23 protein-coding genes and 1 riboswitch are annotated in these 24,437 nt (G+C 62.7%); of the genes, 10 read left to right on the forward strand and 13 right to left on the reverse strand.

Going from position 1 to position 24,437, the window contains the following annotated elements; all coding sequences use genetic code 11:
• Positions 1-78: 78 nt before the first annotated feature.
• Together HMI57_RS14745 and HMI57_RS14750 are read left to right on the forward strand one after the other, a co-directional pair.
• Positions 79-1,506 (forward strand): NAD(P)/FAD-dependent oxidoreductase, encoded by a 1,428-nt coding sequence (locus HMI57_RS14745; protein WP_171586766.1) that lies wholly within the window; start codon positions 79-81, stop codon positions 1,504-1,506.
• A 63-nt stretch (positions 1,507-1,569) separates the two neighbouring features.
• On the forward strand, positions 1,570-2,271 hold the full coding sequence (locus HMI57_RS14750; protein ID WP_171586767.1) for a class I SAM-dependent methyltransferase: 702 nt from the start codon (positions 1,570-1,572) through the stop codon (positions 2,269-2,271).
• Between the two features lie 129 nt (positions 2,272-2,400).
• Here HMI57_RS14750 and HMI57_RS14755 read toward each other — a convergent pair whose 3' ends face one another.
• The 3 genes from HMI57_RS14755 to HMI57_RS14765 form a co-directional block, all read right to left on the reverse strand.
• Entirely contained in the window at positions 2,401-3,432 is a 1,032-nt protein-coding gene (locus HMI57_RS14755; protein WP_171586768.1) for an isopenicillin N synthase family oxygenase, read from the reverse strand.
• A gap of 361 nt (positions 3,433-3,793) precedes the next feature.
• A complete protein-coding gene (locus HMI57_RS14760) occupies positions 3,794-4,369 on the reverse strand; it encodes a hypothetical protein (protein ID WP_171586769.1) in 576 nt (191 codons plus the stop codon).
• A gap of 139 nt (positions 4,370-4,508) precedes the next feature.
• Positions 4,509-4,940: a universal stress protein gene (locus HMI57_RS14765; RefSeq protein WP_171586849.1), complete on the reverse strand. Its 432-nt coding sequence runs from the start codon at positions 4,938-4,940 to the stop codon at positions 4,509-4,511.
• 203 nt (positions 4,941-5,143) lie between these two features.
• On the opposite strand from HMI57_RS14765, the gene HMI57_RS14770 reads away from it, so the two are divergent.
• The 5 genes from HMI57_RS14770 to HMI57_RS14790 all read left to right on the forward strand — a co-directional run bounded on the left by HMI57_RS14770 (position 5,144) and on the right by HMI57_RS14790 (position 10,880).
• Entirely contained in the window at positions 5,144-6,037 is an 894-nt protein-coding gene (locus tag HMI57_RS14770; protein ID WP_171586770.1) for a hypothetical protein, read from the forward strand.
• A gap of 178 nt (positions 6,038-6,215) precedes the next feature.
• On the forward strand, positions 6,216-6,602 hold the full coding sequence (locus HMI57_RS14775; RefSeq protein WP_171586771.1) for a hypothetical protein: 387 nt from the start codon (positions 6,216-6,218) through the stop codon (positions 6,600-6,602).
• A gap of 136 nt (positions 6,603-6,738) precedes the next feature.
• Positions 6,739-8,574: a gamma-glutamyltransferase gene (locus tag HMI57_RS14780; RefSeq protein WP_216607550.1), complete on the forward strand. Its 1,836-nt coding sequence runs from the start codon at positions 6,739-6,741 to the stop codon at positions 8,572-8,574.
• Positions 8,575-8,605: 31 nt separating this feature from the next.
• Complete coding sequence (locus HMI57_RS14785; protein WP_171586772.1) at positions 8,606-9,391, forward strand: alpha/beta fold hydrolase; 786 nt, start codon at positions 8,606-8,608, stop codon at positions 9,389-9,391.
• Positions 9,392-9,650: 259 nt separating this feature from the next.
• Positions 9,651-10,880 carry a S8 family serine peptidase gene (locus HMI57_RS14790; RefSeq protein ID WP_171586773.1) on the forward strand — a complete coding sequence of 410 codons (1,230 nt, stop codon included), beginning with the start codon at positions 9,651-9,653 and terminating at the stop codon, positions 10,878-10,880.
• A gap of 118 nt (positions 10,881-10,998) precedes the next feature.
• On the opposite strand, the gene HMI57_RS14795 is transcribed toward HMI57_RS14790, so the two are convergent.
• Positions 10,999-11,370, reverse strand: a complete 372-nt coding sequence (locus tag HMI57_RS14795; protein ID WP_171586774.1) for a DUF5997 family protein — start codon at positions 11,368-11,370, stop codon at positions 10,999-11,001.
• 104 nt (positions 11,371-11,474) lie between these two features.
• Between HMI57_RS14795 and HMI57_RS14800 the strand changes: the two genes are divergently transcribed.
• The gene (locus HMI57_RS14800; RefSeq protein WP_346655228.1) at positions 11,475-12,605 is read left to right on the forward strand and encodes a hypothetical protein; all 1,131 of its coding nucleotides are present in this window, start codon (positions 11,475-11,477) and stop codon (positions 12,603-12,605) included.
• Between the two features lie 98 nt (positions 12,606-12,703).
• Here the strand turns inward: HMI57_RS14800 and HMI57_RS14805 are convergent, their stop codons facing one another.
• From HMI57_RS14805 to HMI57_RS14815, 3 genes are all read right to left on the reverse strand, one after another.
• Positions 12,704-13,582, reverse strand: a complete 879-nt coding sequence (locus HMI57_RS14805; RefSeq protein WP_171586775.1) for a LysM peptidoglycan-binding domain-containing protein — start codon at positions 13,580-13,582, stop codon at positions 12,704-12,706.
• 2 nt (positions 13,583-13,584) lie between these two features.
• A riboswitch (cyclic di-AMP (ydaO/yuaA leader) is annotated at positions 13,585-13,831 on the reverse strand.
• Between the two features lie 130 nt (positions 13,832-13,961).
• Positions 13,962-15,035, reverse strand: a complete 1,074-nt coding sequence (locus HMI57_RS14810; protein ID WP_171586776.1) for an alpha/beta hydrolase — start codon at positions 15,033-15,035, stop codon at positions 13,962-13,964.
• A gap of 144 nt (positions 15,036-15,179) precedes the next feature.
• A complete protein-coding gene (locus tag HMI57_RS14815; RefSeq protein WP_171586777.1) occupies positions 15,180-15,968 on the reverse strand; it encodes an SDR family oxidoreductase in 789 nt (262 codons plus the stop codon).
• 101 nt (positions 15,969-16,069) lie between these two features.
• Here HMI57_RS14815 and HMI57_RS14820 point away from each other — a divergent pair, with 101 nt between their 5' ends.
• On the forward strand, positions 16,070-16,942 hold the full coding sequence (locus HMI57_RS14820; RefSeq protein ID WP_171586778.1) for a helix-turn-helix domain-containing protein: 873 nt from the start codon (positions 16,070-16,072) through the stop codon (positions 16,940-16,942).
• A gap of 32 nt (positions 16,943-16,974) precedes the next feature.
• Here HMI57_RS14820 and trxA read toward each other — a convergent pair whose 3' ends face one another.
• The 6 genes from trxA to dnaK are packed head-to-tail and all read right to left on the reverse strand — an operon-like array spanning position 16,975 to position 23,721.
• A complete protein-coding gene (trxA, locus tag HMI57_RS14825; protein WP_171586779.1) occupies positions 16,975-17,403 on the reverse strand; it encodes a thioredoxin in 429 nt (142 codons plus the stop codon).
• Positions 17,400-20,036: an ATP-dependent chaperone ClpB gene (clpB, locus tag HMI57_RS14830; RefSeq protein WP_171586780.1), complete on the reverse strand. Its 2,637-nt coding sequence runs from the start codon at positions 20,034-20,036 to the stop codon at positions 17,400-17,402. Before clpB ends, trxA begins: the two co-directional genes overlap by 4 nt.
• Positions 20,033-20,347: a chaperone modulator CbpM gene (locus HMI57_RS14835; RefSeq protein WP_171586781.1), complete on the reverse strand. Its 315-nt coding sequence runs from the start codon at positions 20,345-20,347 to the stop codon at positions 20,033-20,035. The genes clpB and HMI57_RS14835 overlap by 4 nt, the downstream gene beginning before the upstream one ends.
• Entirely contained in the window at positions 20,344-21,282 is a 939-nt protein-coding gene (locus HMI57_RS14840; RefSeq protein WP_171586782.1) for a DnaJ C-terminal domain-containing protein, read from the reverse strand. The genes HMI57_RS14835 and HMI57_RS14840 overlap by 4 nt, the downstream gene beginning before the upstream one ends.
• Entirely contained in the window at positions 21,275-21,814 is a 540-nt protein-coding gene (locus tag HMI57_RS14845) for a nucleotide exchange factor GrpE (protein ID WP_171586783.1), read from the reverse strand. Before HMI57_RS14845 ends, HMI57_RS14840 begins: the two co-directional genes overlap by 8 nt.
• An 8-nt stretch (positions 21,815-21,822) precedes the next feature.
• Positions 21,823-23,721 carry a molecular chaperone DnaK gene (gene dnaK, locus HMI57_RS14850; protein ID WP_171586784.1) on the reverse strand — a complete coding sequence of 633 codons (1,899 nt, stop codon included), beginning with the start codon at positions 23,719-23,721 and terminating at the stop codon, positions 21,823-21,825.
• A gap of 435 nt (positions 23,722-24,156) precedes the next feature.
• On the opposite strand from dnaK, the gene HMI57_RS14855 reads away from it, so the two are divergent.
• Entirely contained in the window at positions 24,157-24,420 is a 264-nt protein-coding gene (locus HMI57_RS14855; protein ID WP_171586785.1) for a UBP-type zinc finger domain-containing protein, read from the forward strand.
• Positions 24,421-24,437 lie beyond the last annotated feature (17 nt).

Here is a 24,437-nt window from a genome sequence, read left to right on the forward strand (position 1 = left end):
GGTGCGATTCCCTGCGGGCGGGGACCTGATCCAGCTTAGGCTGGGGAGAACCGGAACAACGTTAATGAGGGCGAAGTAATGGCACGTGATACCGAGGTAGTGGATCTTTTGGTCATCGGTGGCGGGACCGCTGGGATCGTCGGGTCGATGACGGCCGCGAGCCTCGGTGCCCGCACCGTACTGGTGGAAAGATCCCGGACCGGTGGGGACTGCCTCTGGACCGGTTGCGTCCCGTCGAAAACGATCCTGTCCGCGGCCGCCGCCGCTGCCGGGGAAAGTGCTCTCACCGGTAATCGCACTGATTTCGCCCTGGTTCGCACACGCGTCGCCGGGGCAATCGCCGCAATCGAACCGGAGGATTCACCGGAATCCCTCACCGCGGCGGGCGTCACTGTTATCTCCGGCAGCGCACGCTTCACCGGTCCTGGTGAAGCCGACGTCGACGGCAGGACCATCCGCTTTCGGCAGGCGCTCATCGCCACCGGCGCAGCGCCAGCTCTGCCCTCCATACCCGGTCTCGACCAGTCGCCACGGGTTGTCACCTCGGAAACCATCTGGGACCTGGAAATCCTTCCAGGACGCCTGGTGATTATTGGTGGCGGCCCGGTTGCGTGTGAGTTGGGCCAGGCGTTCGCCCGGTTGGGCTCACGGGTGGTGATCCTTGCCCGCACCGCCATCCTGCCCAAGGAGAACCGGGACGCAGCTGCCCTCGTGTGTGACGCTCTCCGGTCCGACGGCGTCCAGGTGATCGAGAACACCGATGTCAAGCAGGTCACGAACGACGACGGAACCGTCCTCCATACCGGAGACGGGCAACGGTTCGATGCGGACGTCATCCTCGCGGCCACCGGCCGGGAAGCCAGGACACGGGGCCTGGGCCTAGATCTGGTGGGCGTATCCTGTAACCCGTCCGGCCGGGTGCTCGTTGACACGTCGATGCGCTCGTCCGCCCCAAACATCTGGGCGGCCGGGGACGTCACCGCCTACCCCGAGTTCACCCATCTCGCCGGAGTGCACGCGAGCACTGCAGCGTCCAACGCGGTCCTGGGTCTTCGCAGGAAAATCAGCCCGGTCATGCCGCGGGTCACCTTCACCTCCCCGGAGGTCGCCGCCGTCGGCCTCACCGACGCCACGGCAAGGAACCACACCGCAGTGACCATCCCGCACGCGCACACCGATCGTGCGATCACCGAGGAGCAAACTTCCGGGTTCACGAGGATCATCATCGGCAAGGGCGGCCGCATCCTCGGCGGGACGATCGTCGGACCGCGAGCTGGTGAATCGCTGGCTGAGCTCACTCTTGCCGTAGATCAGGGGCTCAGCACCCGCGCCCTCGCGGGGGTGACACATCCTTATCCGACCTATAACGATGCCCTGTGGAATGCTGCGATCGCCCATACCCGGTCACAGCTGCAATCTCCGGCTGCGCGGACCGTAGTCGGAGCCCTCAGTGGTGTGAATCGATGGCGGACCGACCGGCTGCAGCGCCGAGGTGCCATGGGTTAGTTGAAGAAGGCTGTTACCCTCGGGGTGGTTAGGCCTCAATCTGCGATCCGGAGGAGTTCCCCCATGCTGCAGGACACCGATTACGATGCGTTCGCCGACTCCTACTCGGCCGAAAATGAGTCGAGTTTGCTCAACGAATACTACGAACGCCCGGCAATGATTGGACTAGCCGGAGACGTTCGGGATCGTCGTATTCTCGACGCCGGCTGCGGCGCTGGCCCGCTCACGACGGCGCTCCTTGATCGTGGCGCGAACGTGACAGGGTTTGACTCCAGCAAGGCGATGCTTGAGTTGGCGAAGAAGAGAAATGGCGACAGGGCGGAACTGGTTGCCGCCGACCTGGGCCAACGGCTCCCCTTTGCCGACGACGCCTTCGATGATGTTGTTGCGTCATTGGTCTTCCACTACCTGGAGGACTGGGCTGGTCCGCTCTCCGAGATCCGGCGCGTCCTCCGTCCGGAGGGCAGACTCCTTGTGTCGGTGAATCATCCGATCCTGTTCCCCTGGAACAACCCCGGCAAGGACTATTTCCAGGTGACGAAGTACTCGGATGAGCTCACCTTCAATGGCGAACCCGCCACCCTGACCTACTGGCATCGGCCGCTTCACGCGATGACTGACGCGTTCACCAGGGCCGGGTTCCAGATCGAGGTGATCAGCGAGCCTCCCTACTCGTCCGATACCCCGGCGGACCTCATTCCACCGGGTTTGAAGGAGCGCGATTCATTTCTGAGCTTCATTTTTTTCGTGTTGCGCGCGCCCTGATCTGATCCTCAGTGACACCGGACGGAAAGTACGACGGTGTCACCAGAAGTACTCTCCAGGTGCCCGCCCAGTCGCGAGATAGCCCGGGGATGCCTCCCCGGGCTATCTCCTCACCGTATCCGCCGTTTGTCAGGAGGTCGGCGTGCTGTTCTGTGCCACGAGATCGGCGTGGTGCACAGCGGCGACATTGGGGTGGGCGCGGAGCCGGTACCGGAGCGCGTTATCCCCGTAAGTTTCCAGGATCGGGCTGTCGGTCGGATCAACAGAGAGTCCAGTGGCTTTGGCGTGATACTGCGGGCTCATGGTCAGCGCGGGCATCGTGGCGTCCAGCGCAGGGTTGTAGAAGAAGGGCAGGGAAATCCGCTCCGCGCCGTCCGCCTGTGAGATCACCCGGTGCAACGTCGCCTTCAGGAAACCGTTGGTAGCGAGCTCCAGCATCTCGCCGATGTTGACCACGAAGGTACCAGGAACCTCGGGCACGTCGATCCACTTTCCCTGGTGTTCAACCTGGAGTCCGCCCTTTCCAGGTTCGACGAGGAGCAGTGTCAGCACGCCGCCGTCGCGGTGTGACCCAACGCCCTGTTTGGGCTTATCGCCGGACTCCCCCGGATAGCGCACAATCTTCAGCATCGGAAACGCCCGGTCGCCAAACGCTTCGTCGAAGCTATCTTCCGGTGCACCGAGGGACACCGCTATTGCCCTCAGCAGATCGAGGGAAATGGTGCTCAGGCGCTGTGTCCAGTCGGAGACAATCTCCTGCATCTCAGGAAGATCTGTGGGCCACAGATTGGGACCTTCCAGGCGCCAATAGTCGGCCACGCCTGGGCCAGGCTCGACGGCGTCGCGATCGACACCGATGTCGATCTGTTCACGCCAGTCCACAGCCCGGTCGGTGAGTTCGGCACCCATCCTGGTATAGCCACGGAACTGTGGGCTATTGACATTTTCCAGCGCAAGTTTCTGTTCCTCGGACAGATCGAAGAAGCGACGGGAGATCGCGAGCATCTGATCGGTGAGGTCCTGGGGGATGCCATGGCCGCCCAGGTAGAGGAAGCCGACGTCGTGCATCGCGTCGCGTAGATCGGCTCTGAATTGTGCGGCCTCTTCCTGGCCGGCGCTCAGCAGTGAGTAGTCCAGGACGGGCAATGATTCGAGTGACAAGTTCGTAGAGTCCTTTGAAGCGAAGTGTGGAAAATAAGATCCGTATGCGCTTAAACGTTACGGCTGCGGCCGCTCAGACCGTCGTTCGCGTTGCGAAGTGTGTCCTTTTGCGGTGTGGGCCGGGTCCGCTGCCGAAAGCGACCTAGGTGTTTCGGGGGACTCCGCTGATTGGGTCGGCTATCTGCACCGTCTGTCCCATGGGGTCTTTGACCACGTAACTCCAGTAGCCGACCAAGAACTTCTCAAGCCCCTACCAGGTCCGGTAGAACCGGCGGGAGGCTGCAATATCGTTACTGCGGGTATAGAGAAAGAACGCGGGGTTTGGCATTCGGCGAGCCTACCCGTCCCGCCGACGGCAGTCCTACGAGATACCGAGATGGTCGATAATCGTCTCGATTACATTGAGACCGGTATCTGCAGAAGTACGCCAGCCCATCGATGCGGTTTCCAGCCTGTGGTTGGCCGAGTCGATCGAGATGACCCGGGCATCAGTGCTCCCCATAAGGTCTGGATGCCACGATGGATCCGCCGTTCCACCGATCACGAGATGCTGACCTGGATGCATCCCGGAGAATGCGTCAGCGATAGCTGGATCGCTAAGGATCGGGGTCAACCAGGCTGCCTTCACCTGCCGCGTCGCGAAATGGGGCAGCGCGTACGTCCCTAGCGACTTCGCGATCACTAGCTCAGGCTGGGCGGGCATCAACTCTTCGGCACGCGCCAACGCAGATTTCATAAAACCAGCGATGTCCTGTCGGTCCACCGTTTCGATCCCTGAATGCCAGTCGATGCACCACACATCCCATCCGCTCTCGATCAGGGCGAGGATCGGCCAATAGAGCAACGGAGCATGAACCGTATAGCGCGCCCCGGGGAGCACCAGGGCAGCAGGAGCACCGTCTACAACAGCCATATTTGCTCGCTGGACAATCACCATTGAGTGAGATTAGCAGGCCCGTTACGTCGCCCAGCGCCCGGGCACAGACGAAGTACCGTCGTCGTTCACGCCGGGCGTCCACGTGCTCGTCCCGGGCTCCACCGCGGCCCTTAAGCGCAGCACAGCAATGCTGGAGAAACTAGGAAGCAGTTTTCACCACGAGTACGTCGCAGGGAGCGTTGTGCACAACGCTCCACGCCACGCTTCCCAGAACCCGCAATAGGCCTGTCATGCCCACGTTGCCCACCACCAGCAACTGGGCACCGGTGCGTTCGGCTTCCTCGATGAGGACATCTTGCGGTTTCCCCCGGCCCGCAGCCGAACGGACCTTCACCGAAGGGTGCTCTTCGCGCAGCTTCACAGCTACCCGTTCAGCCAGCTTCAGGGCCTGCTCGGCGTCGTCGAGTATCCAGGTGTCATTTCCGATCCGAACCACCTCGGTGTTGCCCTTGATGTGGGCGCTGAGCACCACAAGTTCTACTCCCAGCCCCTCAGCAAGGACCGCAGCCCGTGACGCAGCCATATACGCGGTGTCGCTACCATCGACCCCAACAACCACATTTCCCGCCATGCTGGTTTCCTCCTCGATCATCAAACCGCTTGTAGCGGTATCCGGAGCCTACCGAAGTCGACCGACAAAGCTCATTAGGCTACGTAGGCTTTTCGTTACGACGACTCGCAACTGGGGCTTTCGTTCACGGGTGGGAATGCCGGCGTGGTTTGATTTAGGCACTCAGGCAGCGGTCATGCCTCAATCATTCAGGGGCAGCACGCATGGCAAAAGGAAAGTACCGCAGAACGTCGTCGACGGAATGGGCGGGCGATTCAGGCGACCACCAGCCTTTAGACGATCAAGGCAGACGAACCACCGGTCCTGTCGCAATCACCCGACGGATCGTTGCCGTCGTGGGCAATCTTGTTGGGGCAGGTGCCTTGCTCGTTGCGGCCGGCGCCGTGTTCTGGCTTCTGTCCCTCACGGCCGGAGACAACTCGATTAGCAGTGTCTTTGAGGATGACGTCGCCGGCACCTCAACCATTGCGTTTCCAACCCTGATGGGGCTGCTGTCCATGATTGGGTTTTTCTTTGGCCAGTTCGCGCTGCGTGGACGCTGGGGAGAGAGTAGGGTATCCGGTTCCTCGGGCGGCAGCTTCGCCGTCGATCTGCGGCCTATCAGCGTCTGGCTCCATGCCCTCCTGCTGGGCCTTGCCATCATTGCCTGGATTCTCGTGATGGTGATGCCCCTCGTGCTCGACCTTCGCGGCGAGATAGCCGCCTCGGACGGTTCCTCCGCACGGGAGCAGTTCTGGTTCATCGTGACGGTGTACGGCACGATCACCGGTGCACTAGCCGCCATGGTCGGTATGTCGTTGGTGAAAAAGCTGACCTATAACCGAGCTTTAAAGCGACATGGATGGAGTGTTGAGCAGGGGTCCGCCACCCAGCTGTGGTGGCGGAATGTCTCCCACATCTGGCGGACCGAACTCGGTATTGCGGCGCTGGGAGGAGCGGCCCTTGGGCTTGCACCGCTCGGCCTCCACCTGAACAGCGCACTTTATGGTCTCTCCTTCACTGCTGCGGGAATCATACTGTTGGTCCTTTCGCTTCGCTTCGCACTCAACGCGTGGCGTTCCGGTCTTCCTATTGAACGGGTCGAGTCCTACACCTGAGCTCTGCCAGGAACGCTCTGCGCATGCCCTAGGCTCTAGCGGCGCGGTTCAGCGGGTCCTATCCTTGGTGCCGGACGCACATTGTCGGGAGTCAGGATCCGCTGACGGCGTGCCAGTTACGCGGCAACAACCGGTGTTGGAGCGGCCAACATTCGGGCAAGGTGGAAGCGGTGAGCTGATGGAAGATCCAATCGAAATGCTGACGAAATCCCTACCGTCATGGGGCGCGAAGATGGCTTTCGGTGAGAGCATCACGGTGGGCGGCCGGGAAGTAGTCCCTGCGGCGTTGGTCATCTTTGGTTTTGGCGGCGGCGGAGGGGCTGGCAAGTGGGTCCAGCGCGAGTCGACCCCCGGAAATGAAAGTGAAGGAAGCGGTGGTGGCGGGGGTGGCTATACCCTCCCGATCGGCGCTTATGTGGATGGTCCCGACGGGCCGAAGTTTCAGGCAAACCCTGTTGCGCTGATCATCGTCAGCGTGCCATTGGTGACTGCAGCTGGGTGGGCGCTGGCACGAATCATCTCCGCCGGTTCCCGCGCTCGCACGGCGGGCGTGGACTACCGGTAACTCTGGGCGATAGGGAAGTGCCGCGGGCGCTCCACCCGTCGCACCCTGACGCCCGGCACGGCGCGAACCAAGAAGGGCCCCCGCACGTGTAATAGGTACCTGCGTCGGTTTGACCCGTTGTGAAGGAGTTTTCTTGGTGCGTCGCTCAATACCTAGGATTCCGGCCCTCATCGCTCTGGTGGCCATGGCGGTGATCGCCGTCGTCGTGGTGGTCAGCCTGACTGGCAACCGCCAGCCTGGTGCGGCGCCCACCGTCACCCCCGCGACGACCGATGCTCAGGAATCTCCAGCGACGCCGTCGCCGATCCCCGTCACCACCTCGCCGGAACCGGAGCCAAGCCCCGATCTGGTGGAAGCGGTGGTCTCTTCGCATAGCCTGGCCACCGATGCGGGCGCTGCAATTCTCGACGCCGGCGGCACCGCCGCTGATGCTTCGGTTGCCATGGCCGCCGTCCTGAGCGTGGTGGAGCCCTTCTACTCAAGTGCGCTCGGCGGAGACACCTGGGGACTCTATTACGACGCCGACGCTGAAGCGGTAACCAGTGTGAACGGTGTGGGCCCAGCTGGCAGTGGAGCTACCCTCGCTGACTACGGTCCCCGGGCTGGCACCCCTGGCATGCACCAGGCAATCGTCCCCGGAGCGTGGGACGGCTGGATGGTTTGGCTCGGCGAGTATGGCACCATGGACCTCGACGAAGTGCTCGCCCCCGCCATCAGTCTCGCCCGTAATGGCTACCCCGTCAGCACCGAGATGTCCTATTGGCTCGGCGTCCACGAAAATGAAATCCGGGCCAGCCCGGTGATGAGCAACATCTATATCCGCGAGGGCTCGCTGTCGGCGCCGGGTCAGACCATCTACCAGAACGATTTGGCGGACACCTTCGAAGCCCTGGCATCCGCGTACGACGAAGCGCTGCCGTCCGGAAGATCAGAGGCAGTCACCGCCGCACGTGACTACTTCTACCGCGGTCCCATTGCCGATTCAATCGTCGCGTTCTCCGAGCAATCCGACGGCTATCTCACCGCTGAGGACCTCAGCTCTTTCGAAGCGGAAATCGTCGATCCAATCGAGCTTGAATACACCGACGACATCACCATCTACCAGAATCCTCCCAATAGCCAAGGCATCGCGATGCTCGAGGCCCTCAGCATCTTGAGGGAGGACAACTTCAGCAGTCTCTCTCCCGATGATCCCGCCGTCGTTCACACCCAGATCGAGGCCATCAAGCTCGCCTACGCCGACCGGTACGCCCTCGTCGGAGACCCGGATCGCGCCCCGGTGCCAGTCGCCGAACTGCTGTCCGAGGACTACGCCGCCGCACAACGATCCCGGATCGATCCCGACACGGCGGCAGAGTGGCCCATCGACAGCGGGATCGAGCGGAGCGCCTCCGACACGACTACCTTCCATGTCGCCGACAGTTTCGGCAACGCAGCTGCGGTGACCACCAGCATTGGAGGCCATTTCCTGGTGGTCGGCGATACCGGAATCCACATCAACGAGCGGATGCGTTTCATGTCCCTGGAGGAGGGCAACGTGAATGTGGTTGCCCCCGGGGCCACGGTGCGCCACACCTCCAACCCCTACCTGGCGCTTCGGGACGGCAAGCCGTACCTTCTCGGCGGGAACACCGGGATAGACACTCAGCCGCAGGGCCAGTTGCAGCAGTTCATGAGTGTGGTGGACTTCGGGCTCTCCCCCACGCAAGCGATCGCCAGGCCACGCTTCGTGAGCACCGCGTTCCCCGCCTCAACCTTCCCTTACGCAGCAAACAACGTGCTCGACGTCGAATCCTCCCTCCCCCAAACGACGATCGACGGGCTCCGGGCACGCGGGCACGACGTCGTCGTCGGGCAGGGAATCTTCGGTACAGCGAGCATGCTGGAGATCTCTCCCGACGGATTGTCCGCCGAGGCAGCCTCGGAGCCACGCAACGACACCGCCAGTAGCAGTGTCACCGTTCCGGACTAGCTTGGCTGCCCAGGTGGGGCAGACTTGAACCATGCATGACAGATCACTACAGCAGCTGGCGGCTGCACCGGACGGTACCCATCTCTCATGGCGGGAAGCTGGCTCCGGGGAACCGCTGCTCCTCATTAGTGGGCAGGCTGTCGATTCCAGCTCGTGGGATGCGCTGCTTCCATCGCTTGGTAGGCACTTCCGGGTCATAACGTTTGACCATCGCGGGACGGGGCAGAGCTCGATCGGGCCCGACGAGGCCTACTCGACCGCCGGGTTCGCCCGCGATGCGGTCGCGGTGCTCGACGCCGCTGGCGTCGGGCGGGCCCACGTGTATGGCCATTCCATGGGTGGCCGGGTTGCACAGTGGATGGCGATCGATCACCCCGATCGCTTGGGATCGTTGGTCCTCGGGGCTACGACCGCCGGCGACAGGCGTGGCGTGCCCCGGTCCCAGCAGGCCACCGCGGATCTGGCCAGCGGTGACCCCGACCTGATTGCGAAGCTGTTCTTTCGCAGCGGCACCCGCAGAGAAGACGCCGAAGCGTTCTTCAACCAATCGGCATCACGCCATGCACGGCGTCTCCATCTTGCGGCCAGCCGCAACCATGACGCCTGGGATAGCCTGCACCTGATTGCTGCACCTACCCTGGTGATTCACGGCACTGACGATGAAATGACTCCTCCTGGCAATGCCGAGCGTATTGCCGCGGCCATCCCCAATGCCGAACTGATGCTCCTCCAGGCAGCCCGGCACGGATACTATCTTGAGGAATCCGAAGCAACCGCGCACGTCATCGGGTTCCTACAGCGCAACCCGCTCCAGTAACAGCCGGGATTAACTCCAGCCGATACTGTCCGGCCCTATCGCCTTTCAGCCATTCGCCAGCGGGTAACGCCTAAGTAACGCCTCCCGGTGTACACCTGACTCCATGGCGCGGATCAACTCAACTCTGGAATGAGTGGCCAGGCTAGAAGCTGATCGCGTCAACCGTGGATCGGAATTTCCCGATCTTCCGGGCGCAGCACTGCGGCCCGCTTTTCGAAACTAACACCACTTCAGAGATATATAGGCGAAGGAGCCTACGATGTCCGAAATGCTTAACCCTGGGATCGTCATTCTTCGTGCGCCCGCGCGGGCAACGCGTGACCCCTTCGACGGACCAGGCGCCCGCGGGCTTGAAACCGCTGCCCAGGACCTGGCGGAACGTGCCACAGGATTGACTGTAGAGAAGGACGATAACCCCTCGCATGCAACCCTCAGAGCCTTGCGGAATGACTCGACGGTCCTGAGCGTCGCCCCCGCGATGCCCATGAAACTTGTTGAACCCCTCGAAGCGGAACCAGCTGCCGCTTCGACTGTGACCTGGGGAGTCAAAGCCGTTGGAGCAGATACCTCGCCGTTCACTGGCGCCGGCGTCACCGTCTCGGTCCTCGATACGGGTATCGACGCCGATCACCCAGCCTTTGCGGGGGTCGACCTAATTACCAAGGACTTCACGGGTGCCGGTAGCGCCGAGGATGACAACGGCCATGGAACGCATTGCGCAGGAACCATCTTTGGCCGGGACATTGCGGGCCAGCGGATAGGTGTTGCTCCCGGTGTTCAGAAAGCGTTGATTGGGAAGGTGCTCGGCGGCCCGAACGGTGGCAGCAGCGACATCCTTGCCTCAGCGATGTTGTGGGCTGCCGACAACGGTGCCCACGTCATATCCATGTCGCTTGGGATAGATTTCCCGGGCTGGGTGGACGAGCTTGTCACGGTCCATGGCCTGTCTATCCCGGCAGCCACTTCGATCGCCCTGGAAGGTTATCGCGCGAATGTCCGGCTATTCGAGCAGCTGGCTAACCTCCTGAATGCCCGTGCCTCCGTCGCGCAGACCACCCTCGTCGTTGCCGCCGCTGGCAATGAAAGCAAACGGTCCAGTACGCCCGCCTACGAGGTCAACGTGGCGCCGCCAGCCGCCGCGTTTGGAATCACTTCGGTCGCAGCATTGGCCAATGGAAACGGCACTGGCCGCCTCACCGTAGCACCGTTCTCCAACACGTTGGCAACGGTTGCTGGCCCCGGAGTCGGCGTCTTCAGCGCCTGGCTCAACGGGGGCACCAAGACCATCAGCGGAACGAGCATGGCAACCCCGCACGTGGCTGGCGTAACCGCTTTGTGGGCTGAACGCCTTCTGGCACAAGGACCGCTGAGCCCGGTACTTCTTCAATCCAAAGTCATCGGTTCCGGGACGTTCAAACCTCTCGACCCCGCCACGGATCCACTGGATATTGGTGCCGGGTTGGTCCAGGCCCCCGGTATTGCAGCCTAATAGCGGAGACTCTGCCATACCGGTCAGTCACGGGTCATCGACGCAGATGGGGTGGACTGGCCGGCAGCGGCTTCACGGTTCTCCAAGGAGGCGGTACACCGAGACGTGACTGCTGGATTCAGGTAGCGGGCACTTCTACATCGACGATGCCGACGAACCTGCTCCCAATACCCTCGTACTCGCTCCGAACAAGTCTCGGCAGTACTAGCGGGATTTCATCGTGTGCGTGGTGGGAGCAAGCGACATATGTGAACGGCGGCCACCACTTCTTGGGGCGAGCGGCTTCCGAGAAGCCGCAGACAACGCAGGTCAGCTGGACCCAGACTGGCCGTTTGCCCGTGCGGTTTTCTCTGGACTGGACGAGCCACGCGGGCGGATTGTTCACAAGCTCGGACAGCTCGGCGTCGGTCAGCCTGCTTGGGATACCGTGGCGGTGTGCCATCTCCAGGGGGATATCAAGGGTCTGAGCTGCAACACGTCGGGTAACCACCAGTTAAAGATACGGGATGCCGAACCCTCCCGGCTCATCGATGACGACTCGCTGACGCTTCCTTCACCCTTTATTGCGTCATTGCTTTCAACTACTATGCGACGGTGGACGCTTCGCTGAAGTATGGCCCCTACCAACCCAAGAAGCCTCCGATGGCAGGGACAGACCCGGTCGTGGAGTGGTTGCTGGAAGGTGATCCCGCCATCCGGTGGCAGGTACTGAGCGATCTCCTCGACGCCCCGCAGGATGAGGTCGTAGCCGAGCGAGCACGGGTAGAGCACGAAGGGTGGGGCGCTGGGCTCCTCGCTCTACGAGCACCTGATGGACAGTGGGCTAACGGGGCATGCTTCCCGAACACCGCGGCGTTCACCAAGAACACCGCTCAAGCCCTTGCGAACGGGGAGCCACCCCCACCATTCCCATCACCCGACGCCGAACCGACCGATATACCTGGTGAACAGGCGGGGCAACCATGGACCCCTACCTACCCGGTGCTGCTCGACCTCTGTCACTTGGGTGTACCGCCGAACAGCGCAGTCATGCGTGAGACCGCACAGCTGGTCGCGCATAACTGCCGGTGGGAGTACGACGGGTTGCCATTTTTCGCAGGGGAAGTCGACTGCTGCATCAATGCTGGCACTATTCTGATCGGCACTTACCTAGACATCGACGTCGACCAGGTGGTGCAGCGACTCATGGCCGACCAACTGCCTGACGGTGGTTGGAACTGCTGGGCTGAATCGCCCTCGGCGCCCGGCTCTTTCGCGAGCACACTTGACGTCGTCGACGCCTTACTGAGGTGGGAGGGACTCACCGGCGGATCGGACGAGGTCCGGCGAGCTCGCCAGAAGGGCGAGGAATACTTGCTTCAGCGAGGTCTGTTTCGGTCCCTGCGCACTAGGGAAGTGGTGAACCCGCGATGGCTTCAGTTCTCCTACCCTCCCCGCTGGCACTATGACCTGCTGAAGGCGACGAGCTACTTCGCTCTGCGTAGTGGTCCGGCCGATCCGCGGCTGGCCGAGGCGATCGACCTGGTTCGAGCCAAGCGTCGGCCAGATGGACGGTGGCCGCTGGAGAACACTCATCCCGGTGCGGTCCACTTCCGTTTCGAAGAACCCGATGGAACACCGAGCAGGTGGAACACCCTGAGGGCACTTCGGCTTCTGCGCTGGTACGACGCAGCAAGCATTTCCGCCGAAGCAGGCACGACCCCTGAGAACAGCAGCGGCATCTGATGCAGCAGTTGACAACAAGACAAAGTGGCAGGTGCCCTCCGTCCAGGACACCTGCCACTTATGTTCAGTTCGCGGAACTAGTCCGAGAGCTTGAGATGTTAGCCGTTGACTCGCACGAAATATGATCCGGCGAGATCCGACAGCGGGTGCTCCATGGTGAGGTTGGCACCGTTCATGCCGCTGCTGATGACCTTGCCACCACCAACGTAGATCGCGACGTGTCCGGCGTTGATCACGAGGTCACCCGGTGCTGGTGACGATACGACCGAGCCGTACTGAGCGAACTGCGAGGGGCCGAGGTCTCCGACGTTCAGGCCGATGGAGCGCAGAGCGCGTTCGACGAGCACGGTGCAGTCCTGGATGGACCCGATCTGGCTGTAGGCCGAAGCGACCAGCGCTGCGCCGACTCCGCTGGCCGGAACCGACGGTGCCGCCTTAGCTGCAGATGCAATGGGGGTGATCGAGCCGGAAGCCAAGGTCATGATTGCCGGTGCGGCGGGTGCTGCTTCCTGTACGGCAGGTGCAGCTGCCGGAGCGGCTGGTGCCGCGTAGAAGGCCTGGCTTGCAGTAGCTGCTGGAACGGCGGCTGCGCTGACTGCTGCGCCACCGGTGAGCTGGATCTGCTGTCCGGGGTAGATGACTGAGGCGTAGGACAGGCCGTTCTGCGCGAGGAGGGTATCGAGGTTGATACCGTGCTGTGCAGCGATTGCGCCCAGGGTGTCCCCGGCGGCAACGGTGTAGACACCGGAAGCGGCGGGCGCTGACACTGCGGGGGCGGTTGTTGCTACGTCCTGGGTATAGCTGCTTGCGTGGGCAGTTGCTCCGACGGAGAAGACAAGGCTACCGGTCGCGACGGCGATGATGGCTGGCTTGCCCAGTGCTACTGCATTGTTCTTGGCGGACTGGGTCAGGCCTTCAAGAGCGATGGAATGGGTGGTGGCTGCGCGGTGGCGTGCCGAAATGGTCTTACGTGACATGGTAATTGCCTCTCCCATGCCTGCGGGGTGAGCTGTCGGGTTCGGATGGGAGTCACCCGGCCGTCCGCCATCCTGAGCTTCCCGGCAATCGCGAACGATGCTGCAGGTCTTGCACTGGATAGTCAGATCGACTTAACCCCGAGGGTCACCGCGTGCGGTGGCCCGGTGGAAACGTGGTTCCCCCGTCCCTGCCATCTGGATTGTGCGAACGGGTCCCGGTGCAGCGGCAGGGCTCGGCATTCTGCACGGGATTATGATCTCGGCGGGGTGCCGGGATCACTCGAATGAGAGTACCCCACACTGGTTGGGAAGTCACGTTACGGTTACGAACCCTTCTCGGCGTCGCCCGCACTCCGTTGAGTGCCGTCGAATCCGCAGCTCACTTGTAGTTGGTCTGGTCCTGTCCGTCTGGATCGAGTTCATCGGAATCCATTGCTTCTAGATGTCTCGTAATTGCTGCTATCACCTGCGCCATGTGTGGGTACGGGAACGGGTGCCCTGCGTCGTCCAACCAAAGGCCGCGGGCCGATGGAATGGCTGCAGCGAGTCGGTGTCCGTGTTCGATCGGCAAGATCACGTCGGCTTTTCCGTGAATCACGAAGGTAGGCGCAGTGATTGTTCCCAGAAGCGGGTACCGAGAGCGTGTCACAGCGACCGCGGCCTGGTGCTGGAAGAGTGCACGAAAGTTAAGTCCGTTTCGTTCTCTCAGGTCGTAAAGAACAATTTTGGTCCACTCTTCGACGTCGATAGGTTCGTCGCCGCCCTGCGCAACTAACCCCGCGATGAGTTCTTTGACAAGATTCGTCTCCCCTCCCAGCAACCGATAGCGGAACTGTGGAAGGCCCTTGATCGCGGATTCGATCAGCTGCCAGGTTCGGGGTCCCGGCATCGACGGGTCCGTCGGGTCCGCGGAGGTCGACATGAGACTCAGCGAGTGAACACGCCCCGGGTGGGCGATCGCGATTTCCTGGGCGACGAAACCCCCGAGTGAGAGCCCGACCACGTGGGCGCGGGCGATGCGCAGCTCGTCGAGGACGGCTATCGCATCGCCCGCCATGTCTATCAGCGAGTACGGGTTCTTCCGACTCCAGTCAGTCATCCAACTTGAGCCCCCAGTGCCCCGATGGTCGTACCTGACGACGCGGTACCCTGCTGTCGCCAGGCCGCGCAGGAACTCCGGAGGCCAGAACAGTGAGCTCACACCGAGAGAGGCGTTCAGCAGGACCACACCGTGCTCGACGCCGGCGGGAGGGATGGACTCGTACCAAATGTCCACCCCGCCCGACCTGGCATTCCCTGTTTCACCACGAATCACTCCGCTTATGGGTCCGCCGCGGACCCGGGCGATCGTCTGCCTGGTACCGGACGGCAGGCGGGGTCCGCGCCATGTCAGGACCGCCATAAGTCCGGTGAGACCCAGCACCGCTGACGCAAGAACCGTCCCCTTCCTCATCGGCTCAGCATAGAGCAGACAGTGTCTGGGCGGTCCACGTCCCAAACGGGATTTGCCGCCCTGCAATCACGGCCACTACATCGACGATCGGGATCGGCTGCCAGCGGATTGTGAACTCAGTAGGTCATTTGCGAATCCGCCAGCTCAGGATGCCCGGGTAGTGGTGATGCCACCGTCGACGGCCAACGTAGCGCCGTGGATATAGGCTGCCTGCGGCGACGCCAGCCACGCAACAGCTGCGGCAATTTCATCGGGAGTACCCGGGCGGCCCGCGGGGGTCCCAGCAGTCATTTGCGCGATGATGTCCCCGGCCCCTGCATTGATTGGGGTACGGGTGGCTCCCGGCGAGACGGTATTGACGCGAACGCCTCGGGGCCCGAACTCCGCAGCCCAGCTGCGCGCGAGCTGTTCCTCCGCGGCCTTTGATGCCGAGTACAGTCCGACAATCGCGTGGCCCACTGTCGACATCCAGGATCCGATCACCACGATAGTGCCGGCCCCCTGCTCAAGCATGCCCGGTACCAACGCAGCCGTGAGCACGTGCGGAGCGCGAATGTTGACCGCAAGGGTAGCTTCAAGATGCTCGTCGGTGAGGGACAACGTATCCACGGCCGGGCACACGGCAGCGTTATGCACCAGAAGATCGACTGCACCGCCAAGAGCGGATTCCCAGGACCGCGCGGCGGAGCGCAGTTCGTCAGCAGGAGCCGAGAGGTCAGACGGGACAAAAGTGGCCGCACCGCCGTCGCGGTGGATGCCCGCCACAACGTCTTCGCCGCGCCCGCGGTCCCGCCCGGTGATGAGTACGTGGGCGCCGCGGGCGGCGAGGAGACGGGCGGTAGCGGCACCGATGCCGCTGGTGGAACCGGTAACAACCGCACGGCGGCCGGAGAGGGAAAGGGAATCTGACTGGGACTGATTAATTGTGGTCATGTTCTTCATTCCAACCGACTTGCCGGGGACGCACCAGTGCAAGCGGTGCCTAGGCATGGGATGACCACCCTCGTTCGGACGTCGCTTCCTATACTGGGAGGGTGCCTGCAGACCGTACCGCCCTCGCCGCTTTCCTCCGCACGCGCCGAGACCGTTTGACACCGGCACAGGCTGGCATCGATCCCCTGCCTGGCCGCCGCCGTGTATTAGGGCTCCGTAAAGAAGAGGTAGCGCACCTTGCGGGCCTCAGCACCGATCATTACAGCCGGATCGAGCAGGGTCGTCAACAACACCTCAGCAGCGACATCGTGCTCTCCCTCTCACGGGCACTCCGGTTGGACGAGATTGAAACGACGCACCTGTTTGACCTGGCCGTTTCGCCCGCTAAGTCCCGTGATTCCGGGTGGGAGGCACCCCAGCGAGCTGACCCCGGTCTACTTCGCCTGCTGACGACGCTTGACCATGTTCCCGCGTTGCTCCTGGGCAGGCGCGGCGACGTTCTCGCACGCAATGGGCTCCTGTGCACCGTGCTGGGTACCGAACTCGATCCGGGATCGTCCTTCATGAGATGGCTGTTTCAGGCCCCGGAGGCACGGGAGCGGATCCTCAACTGGTCTGACTTCGCTGCCGCAGCCGTCGGTGGCTTGCGCTACGAGACCGGACGGCGTCCCTATGACCGCAAGCTCAAAACGCTTGTCGGCAAGTTACGCACCGAGGACCCGGACGTCGCGCGGTGGTGGAATGATCACGGAGTCACGGACCAGACGTCGGTCACCAAGCGCATCGAGCACCCCCACTTCGGGATCCTCGTGTTCGGCATCGAGGCCGTCAACACGCCGCATGACCCCGATCAGCGACTGATCGTCTACACCGTAGAACCGGACTCCGCGACCGCTGCATTACTTCCACTCCTACAGTCCTGGGCAGCTCAGGCCCGGAGCGATCCATCTCTGAGCACACCGCGCCCTGAATGAAGCAGGACTTGAACCATCCGGCGGTCCTTGAGCTACTTCGAAAGCGCCCCCTCCAACCATGACCTCAGCACCGGTGCGGGGGCTGCCCCGGCCTGCCTCGCGACAATCTTTCCGTCGACGATGATCATTAATGTGGGCACTGCCTGAATGGTGAATCTGGCGGAGAGCTGCGGCGAGCGGTCGACGTCGACCTTCACAAGTTTGATCTGCCCAGGGCGTTCGTGAGCCAGCTGGTCCAGGACAGGGCTCACCATCCGGCACGGGCCACACCACACCGCCCAGAAGTCCACCAGCGCCGGGACGCCGGACCGTTCAGCGATCTCTCCGAAGTCGTCGTCACCTGCTTCAACCACCCAGGGAAGATCCTCATGGCAATTGCCGCAGCGTGGCCGGCCGTCGGCGGCCGCCGGAACGCGGTTGGATTTGCCGCAGTGGGGACACTTGATGATGGCCTTGTTCATGAGGTTCCAGCCCCTTCCAGTTCCATGGTGCTGTAGTCGACAACCAGTTCCCCTCCGGCTGCTGTCACTGTCACCATTCCGCCTTCCGCGATGCTGCCACGCAGCAGCGCCCTGCCCACCTGTGTCTCCACCACATGGGAAATGTAGCGGCGCAAGGGGCGGGCTCCGTAGATCGGATCGAAGCCGCGTTCGGCGATCAACAGGCGGGCCTCCTCGGTGAGTTGCAGCTCAATCTGCTGCTCGGCCAGGCGCTCCCGCAGCTGGTGGAACTGCAGGTCAACGATCCGCTCAATTTGCGGTAATCCCAAGGGTGCGAACAGCACCGTATCGTCGACGCGGTTGAGGAATTCGGGACGGAAATGCGCCCGGAGCTCTCCCATGACCATGCTGCGCGCCTCGTCTGTGATCGCCCCGCCTTCCGTCGAGCCCTCCAGGAGATAAGGGGAGCCGATATTGGAGGTCATGATGATGACGGTGTTGCGGAAATCGATGGTCCGGCCTTGGGAGTCCGTAATCCGTCCATCATCGAGCACCTGCAGCAGCGTGTTGAAAATATCCGGATGGGCCTTTTCCACTTCGTCGAACAACACCACCGAGTAGGGTTTCCGGCGTACTGCCTCGGTGAGCTGTCCTCCTTCGTCGTATCCGATGTAACCGGGAGGGGCCCCCAGAAGCCGGCTCACGCTGTGGCGCTCCTGGTACTCACTCATGTCCAGCCGAATCATCGCGTTTTCGCTGTCGAAGAGTGCCGCGGCCAGAGCCTTCGCAAGCTCGGTTTTCCCGACGCCGGTCGGTCCGAGGAAGATGAAGGAGCCGATGGGACGGCGGGGGTCTCGGATACCGGAGCGGGCGCGGATGATCGCGTCCGACACCGCGCTAATCGCTTCCTCTTGTCCCACGACACGGTCGCGCAGGATTTCATCCAGGTGCAGGACCTTCTCGCGTTCGCCCTGCTTCAGCCTTGCGACCGGGATGCCCGTCCATGCCGCAACGATGTCGGCGATCTCGTCTTCAGTCACGACCTCCCGGAGCAGGCGTTTTTCTCCCTGTTTCGCGGTGAGCCGTTCCTCCTCAGCAGCCAGCCGCCGTTCAAGGTCGGCGAGTTGGCCGTAGCGTAGCTCCGCCGCCCGGTTGAGATCGTAGTTCCGTTCGGCTTCTTCAGCCTCCAGCCGCAGCCGCTCCAGTTCACTGCGGATTTCCTGGAGTTTGTGAATCGCCTGACGCTCGGCTTCCCACTGGGCACGCTTCGCGTCCGCCTCGGCGCGCAGGTCTGCCAGTTCCCGCCTCAGCTCTTCCAGGCGGGTCTTGCTGGCTGGATCGCTCTCTTTGGAGAGTGCAGCCTCTTCGATCTCCAGCCGTGTGACCTTCCGCGTAAGTTCATCCAGTTCCGCGGGCATCGAATCAATTTCCGTCCGCAGTCGGGCGCATGCTTCATCCACAAGGTCGATGGCCTTGTCCGGAAGAAACCGGTCAGTGATGTACCTGTGGGAAAGGGTAGCCGCAGCCACCAGCGAACTATCCTGGATCCGCACCCCGTGGAATACCTCCAGCCGTTCCCGCAGGCCGCGAAGAATGGAAATAGCGTCTTCGACGTTCGGTTCCTCAACCACGACCGGCTGGAAGCGGCGTTCCAGAGCCGCATCCGACTCGATGTGTTTGCGGTACTCGTCGAGGGTGGTGGCGCCGATCATGTGGAGCTCCCCACGGGCCAGCATGGGCTTGAGCATGTTCCCAGCGTCCATCGAACCGTCGGACGCGCCTGCCCCCACAACAGTGTGCAGCTCATCGACGAACAGCAGGATCCTTCCTTCCGCCGCCAGCACCTCGGCCAGCACCGCTTTCAGCCGCTCCTCGAACTCTCCGCGGTATTTCGCACCTGCCACCAGCGAGCTCAGATCGAGGGAGAAGATGGTCTTGTTCTTCAGTCCTTCCGGTACGTCCTGCCGAACGATCCGCTGGGCGAGTCCCTCCACAATGGCGGTCTTGCCAACGCCAGGCTCACCGATCAGCACCGGGTTGTTTTTGGTCTTGCGAGATAGTATCTGGACGACCCGACGGATTTCCGCGTCGCGGCCGATCACCGGATCCAGCTTCCCAGTCCGGGCATCCGCAACCAGATCGCGGCCGTACTTCTCCAAAGCCTCGTAGGTCTGTTCCGGTGTTGCGGAGGTGACCCGCTGATTTCCGCGCACCTGGGTCAGGGCCGAAAGGAATGCCTCACGCGTGACCCGGTGGTCAGCCAGCACCCTGCCGGCTGCTGTGGACCGCCCTTCCTCCGCCAGGGCCACCAGCAGGTGCTCCACCGAGACATACTCGTCCTTGAGCCGTTTTGCTTCACGTTCAGCGGTGTCCAGAAGCGCGGACAACCGGCGGCTCACGTAGACCTGGCCCGGTGCAGCTCCCGGACCCGTAACCTTCGGCTTGCGCTTCAGCTCGGTCTCGACGGCGGTCCTCAGTTCATCAAGCTCCACCTGCATTCCCACGAGCAGACGTGGAACAAGGCCATTCTCCTGTTCCAGCAGGGCAAGCAGCAGATGTTCCCCGTCGGTCTCGGTGTGCCCATTGCGTTGAGCCAACCGTTGAGCCTCAGCCAACGCCTCCTGCGACTTTTGCGTCAAACTCTCCATGTTCATTGTGAAGCTGTCCCTTCCACCTGCGTGATTTCAACCAACCGTCGTTCAAGCGAGTCGACCCTCACCAACAGATCGAGTACCAACGGGATTGCCGCATAATTCAGCGACAGCTCCGAATGGAGTCTCAGAACGCGTGCTATGAGGTCCGGGACCCGCGGGCTGAACCAGGGTCCGCCCGGTGCGTCCCCCAGGGGCCGAATCAGATCAAGATCCACGAACCGCATGACGACGTCGGGGTGGACTCCGCTGCTGTGCGCCACCGCCTCCAGATTCAGGCGCCATGGATAGACGAGTGGATATTCTCGGCTCACGGAAGTCCCTCCCTGGGGTCGAACTCGGACGCGGCGGCAAGCTGTTCGTACAGCTTGCGTTCCTTACTGGTCAGCCGCGGCGGCACCATGACGCGGATCTCCGCATAGAGATTTCCCGGTTGGCCCTTCGGATCGGGCAGGCCCTGGCCGCGGAGTCGAAGCCGTCGCCCACTGGAAGACCCTTCGGGAACGGTGATGGTGACCGGTCCGGCTGGTGCGCTGACCTTGATCCTTGCCCCGAGAGCGGCTTCCGACGGTGTGATGGGAAGGTCAAAGTGAATATCCCGGCCGTTGAGCCGGTATCGGGGGTTCGGCTGGATACGGACGGTCAGGAACAGGTCCCCTGTCGGCCCCCCGTCGCGGCCCTGGGCGCCCTCCCCCGCAAGGCGGATGCGTTGACCGTCCTGCACACCGGCGGGCACGTCGACGTCATAGCTGCGGGTCTCGCCGCCCTGCTGAGCCAGACGGACGGTGCGCCGCCCGCCACGGATCGCTTCTTCAAGGGTCAACCGCAGCTCTGCTTCATGGTCCGCACCCTGGGTCGGGCCTGCTCCCTGCTGTCGAAACCAGCCGCCGAGTAGGTCTTCCCAATCCACGTCGTCGCCCCTGTTGACGTCGTCGTCATACCCGCCCCACCCGGGCCGTGGACCTGGACGAGGCCCACCGGACCCCCACCGCTGAGATCCTCCTGCCGAACCGGCGCCGCTGCCGGCGTACTGACGGAAATCAGAGCCGAAGCGGTCATAGCGCGCCTTCGTGTCAGCATCCGACAGGGTGCTGTAGGCCTCGCCGATCTCCTTGAACCGGTCCGCGGAGTCTGGATCGCGGTTAACGTCCGGATGATGTTTGCGCGCCAACTTGCGGTAGGCGCGCTGGATCTCGTCGGCGTCCGCCGTCCTGGAGACTCCGAGAATCGAATAGGGGTCCTTAGCCACGGTCAGCACTCACCGCCCGGCTCACAACGACGGCGGCCGGCCTGAGAACGGCGTCCGTTCGGCCGTAGCCCGGGCGCAAAACGGACAGCACAGTCGCTGGTGGAGCCTCGTCAGTTTCCGACACACTGACTACCTCGTGGATCCGCGGGTCGAAGGGGACGTTCTCGCCGTCTATCCGCGGATATCCCAGACCAACCAGGGTATCGACGGCTTGGGATCGGATAGCGGCTATGCCGGCGACGAACGGATCCTCCGCTGACGGGGCGTGGGCCAACGCCAGTTCCAGGTTGTCGAGGACGGGTAGCCATGCCAAAGAGACCGCTGCGCGTTCCTGGGCCCTGAGCTGGGCCCCCTCCCGGGCAGCCCGCTTTCGGACGTTGTCCGTATCGGCCAGGGCACGGCGCCACAGATCCTCCATTTTGGCCAGCGCCTCGGCCTGGGACGCCGCCTCGGATTCCCCGTCGTCGGGTGTGTTCTCAGCCTCGTCACTTTGGAGATGGGCCTGTCCAGTCGGCCCTACCGGGTCGCTCATGGCCGTCCCTAGCTCCGATCGAATTCTGCGTCGACGATGTCATCGTCATCTGCATCCTCGGACGTTCCGGGCTGAGGGGCAGATCCCTCGGCTGCTTCCGAAGTGGCCCGGCTGGCAGCCGAGGCGCTCAGCACCGAATGCAATTGCTGAAGCTCCGAAATCAGTTCCCTCGCTGCAGCAACGTCCGCCTGGTTGCTGACGGCGTCGCGCGCCTGGCCAATCAGGAGTTCGGCTCGTGCCTTGTCGTGCACGGCAACTGCGCCGTCGAGGTCGTTGACGGCCCGCTCAACGCGGTAGGCCACCGCATCGAGCTCGTTCAGCGTGTCAATCCGCTCCCGATTCTGCAGATCCTCACTTCTGTGAGAGTCAGCCTCGGCAATCATGCGCTCGACTTCCTTGGCGTCCAGGTTGGATCCCTCGCTGATCGTGATGCCCTGTTCCTTGCCCGTGTCCTTATCGCGGGCGGTGACGTTCAGAATGCCGTTTGCGTCGATGTCGAAGATGACCTCGACCTGTGCTTCTCCGCGAGGCGCTGGCCGGATATCACCCAGCTGAAACCGCCCCAGCACCCGATTGTCCGCCGCCAGTTCCCGCTCCCCCTGCAGGACCACCACGTCAACGGCAGGCTGGTTGTCATCAGCGGTGGAGAACACTTCGCTGCGTCTCGCCGGGATAGTCGTGTTGCGCTCGATAATTTTTGTCATCACGCCGCCGCGGGTTTCGACGCCGAGTGAAAGGGGCACCACATCCAGCAGCAGGACGTCCGAGACCTCTCCTTTGAGGACGCCGGCCTGGATGGCCGCGCCAAGAGCCACGACTTCGTCTGGGTTAACGCTCATGTTGGGGTCTTTGCCGCCGGTAAGACGCCGAACGACGTTCTGCACCGCTGGAATGCGCGTGGAGCCGCCCACCAGAATCACTTCATCGATGTCGTTCGCGGTCACCTTGGCGTCCGTCATTGCCTGCTGCACCGGACCCATGGTGCGTTCCACCAGGTCATGGGTGATGTCTTCGAAAACGGAGCGCCGAACCGTCGTCGTCAGATGCTTGGGTCCTGCAGCGTCGGCAGTGATGAAGGGAAGGTTCACTTGGGTCTGGGTGACGGAACTCAGCTCGACCTTCGCTTTCTCAGCGGCCTCAAACAGGCGTTGCAACGCCTGCGGGTCCGAGCGGAGGTCGATCCCCGCCTCCTTCTGGAAGTCGTCAGCCAGGTAATCAACAAGCCGACGGTCAAAATCGTCTCCGCCGAGGTGCGTGTCACCCGCCGTGGAGCGGACCTCCACCACCCCGTCCCCCACGTCCAGCAGACTCACATCAAAAGTTCCGCCGCCAAGATCGAAAACCAACACCGTTTCATGCTCACGTTTGTCGATGCCGTAGGCCAGGGCCGCTGCGGTAGGTTCGTTGATAATCCGCAGCACTTCCAACCCGGCAATCCTGCCTGCATCCTTGGTCGCGGTTCGCTGTGCGTCGTTGAAGTACGCGGGAACCGTAATGACAGCCTCGGTCACCTTCTCGCCGAGTTGCTTGGCGGCATCGTCCACCAGCTTGCGGAGGACCAGAGCGCTCACCTCTTCGGGCGCGACCTTCTTGTCCTGAACCTGAAAACGGGCCACGCCGTTGTCATCCGCTACGACGTCAAAACTTACGGCCCGGGCTTCATCGGTGGTCTCGTCGTAGTGTCGGCCGATAAACCGCTTGGCAGAGGTGACAGTTCCCTTGGGGTTGAGAATTGCCTGCCGGCGGGCCAATTGCCCGACCAGCCTTTCTCCGGAGTCCGTGTATGCCACGACTGACGGGGTGGTCCTGGCTCCTTCCGCGTTGGGTATGACGCGAGCCTCCCCACCCTCCCACACAGCGATCACCGAATTGGTTGTTCCCAGATCAATTCCTACTGCCTTGGCCATGACTTACTCCGGTCCTAGTGGGCGAGACCGGTCCTTTGGCGACGTCCGCCCAATGCTGCACCGCATGACTCCGCCCGGGATGAGCCACGAAGCTCAACGGCGTTGTCATGAGGCCTTACAGGGTTAAGTCTGGCCCCGGCCGGATGCGGCGGCTTGGCCCTGCCAGGTCAGGAAAGTTTCCTGTAATCGACCTCTGGGGGCGCGGCCACCGGTAAATCTTTCGGCCGTCGGGTTGGAGCACGACGACGACGGTACTGGGTGAGCCGGATACGGCTTCCCCACTGGACCCGGATCCCCGCGAACCGGTTGACAGGCCACGTGGCCGGGTGTAGAACTGCCCTAACCGGCTCACCCTTTGCCGGACCGATCCAATCCCATGGCTGCAGATTATCGCGGCGGGGCTGACTCCATGGACTGACCGACCTAGGAGCCAGCATGATCCCCCGAATTCCTGATCCCCATCTCGCCCTGGTTCGTCCGGTTCGGGCGCGCACACCGCAGGGCTGTGAGGAGTGTCTGTCGTTGGGCACTCCGTGGGTTCATTTGCGTTTGTGCCTGTCCTGCGGCCACGTCGGATGTTGCGACTCTTCACCGATGCGGCACGCCCGGGCCCACGCCACCGAGTTGCATCCAATCGTCCGTTCCATGGAGCTCGGCGAGGACTGGCGCTGGTGCTATCCCCATGAAACGTTCGTCTAGGCACCGACAGGGGCAAC

Source organism: Arthrobacter sp. 260 (assembly GCF_013116745.1).
GTDB lineage: Bacteria > Actinomycetota > Actinomycetes > Actinomycetales > Micrococcaceae > Arthrobacter_D.

Coding starts and splice junctions, on each gene's coding strand:
- dnaK (WP_171586784.1), bottom strand. CDS start 23,721: ATGGCCAAGGCAGTAGGAATTGATCTGGGAACAACCAATTCGGTGATC.
- HMI57_RS14855 (WP_171586785.1), top strand. CDS start 24,157: ATGATCCCCCGAATTCCTGATCCCCATCTCGCCCTGGTTCGTCCGGTT.
- HMI57_RS14750 (WP_171586767.1), top strand. CDS start 1,570: ATGCTGCAGGACACCGATTACGATGCGTTCGCCGACTCCTACTCGGCC.
- clpB (WP_171586780.1), bottom strand. CDS start 20,036: ATGAACATGGAGAGTTTGACGCAAAAGTCGCAGGAGGCGTTGGCTGAG.
- HMI57_RS14775 (WP_171586771.1), top strand. CDS start 6,216: ATGGAAGATCCAATCGAAATGCTGACGAAATCCCTACCGTCATGGGGC.
- HMI57_RS14770 (WP_171586770.1), top strand. CDS start 5,144: ATGGCAAAAGGAAAGTACCGCAGAACGTCGTCGACGGAATGGGCGGGC.
- HMI57_RS14845 (WP_171586783.1), bottom strand. CDS start 21,814: ATGAGCGACCCGGTAGGGCCGACTGGACAGGCCCATCTCCAAAGTGAC.
- HMI57_RS14785 (WP_171586772.1), top strand. CDS start 8,606: ATGCATGACAGATCACTACAGCAGCTGGCGGCTGCACCGGACGGTACC.
- HMI57_RS14805 (WP_171586775.1), bottom strand. CDS start 13,582: ATGTCACGTAAGACCATTTCGGCACGCCACCGCGCAGCCACCACCCAT.
- trxA (WP_171586779.1), bottom strand. CDS start 17,403: ATGAACAAGGCCATCATCAAGTGTCCCCACTGCGGCAAATCCAACCGC.
- HMI57_RS14810 (WP_171586776.1), bottom strand. CDS start 15,035: ATGAGGAAGGGGACGGTTCTTGCGTCAGCGGTGCTGGGTCTCACCGGA.
- HMI57_RS14815 (WP_171586777.1), bottom strand. CDS start 15,968: ATGACCACAATTAATCAGTCCCAGTCAGATTCCCTTTCCCTCTCCGGC.
- HMI57_RS14790 (WP_171586773.1), top strand. CDS start 9,651: ATGTCCGAAATGCTTAACCCTGGGATCGTCATTCTTCGTGCGCCCGCG.
- HMI57_RS14760 (WP_171586769.1), bottom strand. CDS start 4,369: ATGGTGATTGTCCAGCGAGCAAATATGGCTGTTGTAGACGGTGCTCCT.
- HMI57_RS14765 (WP_171586849.1), bottom strand. CDS start 4,940: ATGGCGGGAAATGTGGTTGTTGGGGTCGATGGTAGCGACACCGCGTAT.
- HMI57_RS14745 (WP_171586766.1), top strand. CDS start 79: ATGGCACGTGATACCGAGGTAGTGGATCTTTTGGTCATCGGTGGCGGG.